Consider the following 5,945-nt stretch of genomic DNA (forward strand, 5'->3'; position numbering starts at 1 on the left):
GAAACGACTGGGTCAAACCCGGGCAGCAGCTCCCCGACTGGACCTTCGGCTGCATCGCTCTGACGAATATTGAAATGGACGAAGTCTGGAAACTCGTGCCCATCGGTACGCCTATTGAAATCAGGCATTAAACGCAGGTTTTAGTTCGCCGGTGCGCCGCTGTCTTCCTTCCCTTGCTGGATATTGGTAGGGGTGTTCAGGCCATGTTCAGGATCGTAGTTGTGTTTCGTCATCCAGTCTTTGTATTGAACGCCCGGCACCTTGATGAGCTTGCCCTTATTCAACGCGTAGACCTCGTCCTTGACACTGGTTTTGAAGTTGCAGGTGAAGTAGGCGTTCGTCTTAGCGAACACGGGTACGAGTACGACCAGTTCCTGATTGGGCTTCTTCCACTTCGCGGGGTAAGTTTCAAATCCAGAGTTTCCTTTAACATTCTGCGAACAGTCAAAGGTGAATTCGACGCCGTGCGGCATGCCGTTTTCATAAAGGTTAGCGATACCCTCGCCCTTGGATTCTTCCTCGGTGGTGCCGTTGTAGAAATGAACCTTCTGATGGGGATAGACATGGACACGGAGCGGATAGTCTGCCGGGTTCTTGCTTTCAGCCAGGACAGAAATGGAGGCGAAAAGGACTACTGCGAAAAGCTTGCCAGAGAATCGCATAGTTGATTTTTTAGGGTCCGGTTGAAGTCTACAGCATGGATAGGCCCATCATAGCTCGCTTCAAGATGCCCCGTTCGGAGTTTTAAATCTCCTGTTGTTTTTCCAAAAGAACCGTGTCTCTTCTGCGCAGAATCTTCTGTAATACAAGAACACCCTCCGGGAGGAGGGTGTTCTTCTTATTTGATTCCCGGGTTTGGTGGAACTGGGGTTCCAGGCTTGGTTGGCGGCTCACCGCCATCGGAGTCATCATCACGGCGCTTGACGTAAAGCAAATCTGTCATCGTTTCTCTTCCGAAAGAATCTGTGCTGCAACGTTATAGTGCCTTCTTCGGCTGCATAACTCAATTCAATTAGAAACCTTGTAAAGAAAAATTCAAGTAGTGGACGGTTCTCCTCGCTTATCAGTAACCAAGCGACTCCATCCAGCGGAGCCGATCGGGGACGCCAGAGCAAAACATTCGCGCGGTGTGCGAACGAGAGGCTCGATGGTCTCAAGAATGTCAAAAAAAGAATGTCATGGTCCCGTGGATGGGTGACTGCGCATTGGACTATATCCCACAAATTTCGGGCGGAACTGAATTTGCCCTCAGCGGCTAAAGCCACCGTATTTTGTGGCTTGTTATCGCACGGCTAAAGCCGTGCGCTTAAGCAAGGCATTCGCACCTCCGGTGCGAAATAGTTGCGCCAAGCGCAACAACCATCGAGCCTCTCGTTCGCGCAACGCGCGAATGTTTTGCTTAAGGGCACGGCTTTCAGCCGTGCCGCAGTCGGACATGAAACGCGAGCGGCTTCAGCCGCTGAGGGCAAATTCAGCCCAAGCACAATTTCCCGTCCCGAATCCTTGGTGCTATTTCACTCTTATGGATCCTAAAATCCCCTGTTGCTTTCCAAAAGGAAGCGTGTCACTATTCTCCTATTGGAAACCTAAAGGTTCATATGCCATGAAGGAAAGCCCCGTGAAGGAAAAGCCAGACGTTTTGCAAGGTACGCTCGCGCTGATGGTCCTCAAGACACTCGACGTCCTTGGGCCGCAGCATGGCTGGGGGCTTGCCCGTCGTATCGAGCAGATCAGCGGCGATCTTCTGGCTGTGAACCAGGGCACGCTTTATCCCCTTCTGCTTCGGCTGGAGCATGAAGGCTCGATTGCGTCCGAGTGGGGTGTATCGGAGAACAAGCGCCGCGCGCGCTTCTATCGGCTTACCGCGGCCGGCCGCAAGCAGCTTCAGGCAGAGACCCGCGAGTGGGAGCAAACCGCGGCGATCATCGCGCGCTTTTTCAAAGTCAAGGCGGAGGACTTACCGTGAGATTCCTGCGACGGTTCAGAATTCGGCTTTTCAATCTTGTAACTCGGCGGAGCACCGATGAACGTCTGCGGGAAGAGCTCGCCGGGCATTTTGCGTTTGAGGTAGAGGAGAACATGCGCGCCGGTATGCCGCCTGTCGAGGCGCGGCGACAGGCCGCGCTCAAGCTCGGACCGGTCGAAGCCATCCGCGAGCGTCACCATGCCGAGCAAAGCATTCCTTTCTTTGAGAATCTGCTCTTCGACCTGCGCTACGCGGTCCGCATGGTTTTGAGATCTCCTGGATTCGCTGTCATTGCGATCGGCACCATGGCGCTGGGCATCGGAGCCACCGCTGCCATCTATAGCGTGATCGATGCCACGCTGCTGCACCCGTTGCCATATCCAAATCCCACTGAGTTGGTGCGCGTTCAGGACGACCTTCCCGGTGTAGGCGCGCACGGCGTCGGCATCTCCATCCCTGAGTGGAGAGACCTGCAGGCTTCCGGAATCTTCCAGTCCGTGGCGCTTACCGGCACCGGCGCAAACGTGAACCTCACGGGCAGTGAGCAGCCCCTGCGTCTCAGCTTCAAGCAGGTTACGCCGAACTACTTCATGGTCCTCGGCGCGGACGCGCAGTTGGGCCGCACCTTCGATCCGAACGATCCCACTCCCGGCTACAACCTGGAGGTTGTAATCAGCGACGGGCTCTGGAGGAAAGAGTTCGGAGCGGACCCGCAGATTGTTGGCAGGGTGCTGCGCCTGGACAACGACGCCTATCGTGTTGTGGGCGTGATGCCGCGCGGCTTTCGCGATCAGGGCTCAACCAGTGACGAGCAGAATGTAGACCTGTGGCTGGGCGCAGGCTTTACCGGTCTGCCGTTTCGGCCTGCGCAGCGCGATCTGCGTCTGGCGAGTCGCGCTGTCATCGCGCGCTTGAAGCCCGGTCTCTCGATTGCGGCCGCGCAGGGGCATCTCGATGCGCTGGTTGACTCGCTGAAGAAGCAATATCCGGGGGAGTATCCGGCACAGACCCAATGGACCGTGCGTCTGATTCCACTGACCGAAACCGTGGTCGGCAGCATTCGTTCCTCTCTCATTCTGCTGTTCGGCGCGGTAGGCCTGGTCCTGCTGATCAGTTGCGTCAACGTCGCCAATCTGCTGCTCGCCAGGGCGAGTGGGCGAGGCCGTGAGATCGCGGTTCGTCAGGCTTTGGGAGCGCAGAGAACGCGGCTCATCCGCCAGTTCCTCGCCGAGAGTCTGCTGCTCTTCGTGCTTGGCGGACTCGCCGGTGTTGCCATTCTCTTCAGTGCCCAGCATTTCCTGCTGAGGCTCATTCCGGAGAGCCTTCCGCATCTGAACAACATAGCGATCAACTGGGGCGTGCTGATGTTTGCGGTGGCTGTCTCTGTCGCAACCGGCATCGTCTTTGGCCTTGCTCCAGCGTGGTTGATGAGCCGCTTCGACTTGATCGGAACGCTTCGCCAGGAAGGACGCGGCTCCAGCGGATCACGGGAACGTGCGCGTGCCCGCCAGATACTGGTCATCAGTGAGTTGGCGCTTTCGCTGGTGCTCCYCATCGCCGCGGGGCTGCTGTTGCGCAGCTTCTGGGATCTGTTCAAGGTGCAGCCCGGCTTCAATCCCAACCGCGTCATGGCCATTCAAACCTGGCTGCCCGGGCCTAACGATCCCAGTGCTGATATCTACCGATCAGCCACGCAGGAAGCGGTCCTGGTACGCGAGATTCTTCGCCGCAGCCGAACCCTGCCGGGCGTAGAAGAAGCGGCCATCGGTGACGAAGCCGCGCTTCCCCTGGGCCACAGCCAGCCCGGCCGGCTGCCATTGCTCCGCGAAGGCATCGAGATGAAGGACAATGAGGCGCCTGTGATCAATAGCCCCATCGTCTCGCCCGAATACTTCCACCTGTTGAGCGTGTCGCTGTTGCGCGGGCGCCTCTTCAACGATCAGGACCTTGAAGACACGCCGCAGGTGGCTGTCATCAATCAGGCTGCCGCTCTTACCTATTGGGCAAATCAGGACCCGCTGGGCAAACGCGTCCGCTTGCGCCTGGATAGCCGCGACCGGCGGACGGGGACCACGCCACCCTGGACAACGATCATCGGCGTCATTGCCGATGCACGCACGGAATCGTTGGCCGACGCAGCCGTTCCGCAGATCTACCGCAGCGTCTACCAGCGCCCCGCCAAAGACCTGGCCATCTTTCTTCGCGGACAGCTCGATCCCGGCGCGATCTCCTCGCAGATGCGCACGCAGATCCAATCCATCGATCCGGAGCTCCCGGTCTTCCATGGCGAGACTCTGGATGAGGTGCTCTCCGCGTCGCTCTCCGTCAGGCGATTCTCGATGGAGATGGTGGGATTTTTTGCAGCCACTGCATTACTACTCGCCGGGCTCGGCATCTACGGAACGATTTCGTATGTCGTGAATGAACAAAGACGTGAGATCGCCATTCGCCTCGCGCTGGGAGCGCAAAAAGGCACCATCCTGAAGATGGTCCTGCGCCGGGGAGTTAGTCTGGCTGCCGCCGGCACCGGACTGGGTGTAGCTGGTGCGCTCATCGCCTCTCACCTCATGTCCGGTCTGCTCTACGGCGTGTCGCCTACGGATCTACCCACCTTCGCAGGCTTCACCGTTGTGCTGACCGCTGTCGCACTCGCCGCCAGCTATATTCCGGCGCTACGCGCCATGCGCTTCGATCCAATCACAACGCTCCACTCTGAATGAGTTTCTTTGTTGCTGCGCGTTCACATGTTTCGAYAAGTGGTAAGCCCTGTTAGCGCCAATGGAGAACGCGTGGGCGGATTGCTTCCGTGAGACTTACTTCTCGATACTGACAATCGTTCTCCCAATAATTTCTGAAAAGCGCACAGAAACGACTGCCCAGTTTGGGAATCCGCATCAGATGAAGGTCCCGCCTCTCGATTACAATTCTGTAGACTCTCACCGTGATCGACCGAATTGTAGAATATGTTGCCTTCAGCGCACATTTCCTCAATTAGGAGCACTGCGATATACAGATCGAGTTCTACCGGGGTTTCCATGTTCCGCTTTCCTGCCCGTTGCTACTTCGCCTCTATGCTGTGCCTCCTCACTGCTCTCTTGAGCCAWGCACAAGCAGCGAGGAAGGCGCCTCAGACCCTGCCAATAGCCTTCGAAGCTAATCGAGGCCAGATTGTTGAGCCCTACGCGTACAGGTTTCGTCGCGATGGAGCTGATGCCTTGTTCGCGAGCAACGGTCTGGACATCGTATTGCGCGGAAACGCCTCACAGCCACTGCATATAGACTTTCGCGGGGGAAACGCTACTCCCAAAGGCATGCAGCCTCTGGCCGGGCACACCAACTATTTCATAGGAACAGATGAGTCACGATGGATCCGAAATGTTTTACGTCTGCGGCCCGATGGAAGCCTGGCCATGGTATCTCCCAGTGGCACGATCGAGTTTCACAAACCCGTCGCTTACCAGATCTCGGCTGGAGGCAAAACGAATGTTTCGGCAAAGTTCCATCTCACACGCGACAACCAAATCCAGTTCGAACTAGGCGAGTATGACCACTCTCAAGCGCTGGTGATCRATCCCGTCATCACTTTTGCTACCTACCTGGCTGGGACCGGCGCGGACCACGTGACGGGCGTCGCCACAGACGGAAGCGGCAATGTTTTCGTCACCGGCTACACCACTTCAACGGACTTCCCGACGAAGAATCCCATTCAATCAGGACTTGGTGGCTCTGGCGCTACGAACGTCTTCATCACCAAGCTAGACCCGACCGGAAAGACACTAATCTATTCGACTTATCTTGGTGGTTCCTCTACAAGCTTCGGTGATTTCGGCGGAGCGATCACCGTGGATTCAGCCRGGAACGCAATTGTCGGCGGCATCGCCTCCTCCAGCAACTTTCCCCACGCGGGTTCCGTTCCTTCCACGGTGAGCTGCCAATACACCAGCTCCTGCTACTTCATCGCCTCCATCAAGCCTGATGG

4 protein-coding genes are annotated in these 5,945 nt (G+C 57.1%); 3 read left to right on the plus strand and 1 reads right to left on the minus strand.

What is annotated here, in order from left to right:
- Positions 1-140: 140 nt before the first annotated feature.
- Positions 141-662 carry a hypothetical protein gene (locus tag AB4043_RS13265; protein ID WP_442302940.1) on the minus strand — a complete coding sequence of 174 codons (522 nt, stop codon included), beginning with the start codon at positions 660-662 and terminating at the stop codon, positions 141-143.
- Positions 663-1,618: 956 nt separating this feature from the next.
- Here AB4043_RS13265 and AB4043_RS13270 point away from each other — a divergent pair.
- The 3 genes from AB4043_RS13270 to AB4043_RS13280 form a co-directional block, all read left to right on the plus strand.
- Entirely contained in the window at positions 1,619-1,966 is a 348-nt protein-coding gene (locus tag AB4043_RS13270) for a PadR family transcriptional regulator (protein WP_442302941.1), read from the plus strand.
- Positions 1,963-4,686, plus strand: a complete 2,724-nt coding sequence (locus tag AB4043_RS13275) for an ADOP family duplicated permease (RefSeq protein ID WP_442307249.1) — start codon at positions 1,963-1,965, stop codon at positions 4,684-4,686. The genes AB4043_RS13270 and AB4043_RS13275 overlap by 4 nt, the downstream gene beginning before the upstream one ends.
- Before the next feature lie 690 nt (positions 4,687-5,376).
- The coding region (locus AB4043_RS13280) for a DUF7948 domain-containing protein (protein ID WP_442307250.1) at positions 5,377-5,945 on the plus strand (569 nt) is incomplete at its 3' end.

It is taken from the genome of Terriglobus sp. YAF25 (assembly GCF_052113305.1).
GTDB lineage: Bacteria > Acidobacteriota > Terriglobia > Terriglobales > Acidobacteriaceae > Terriglobus.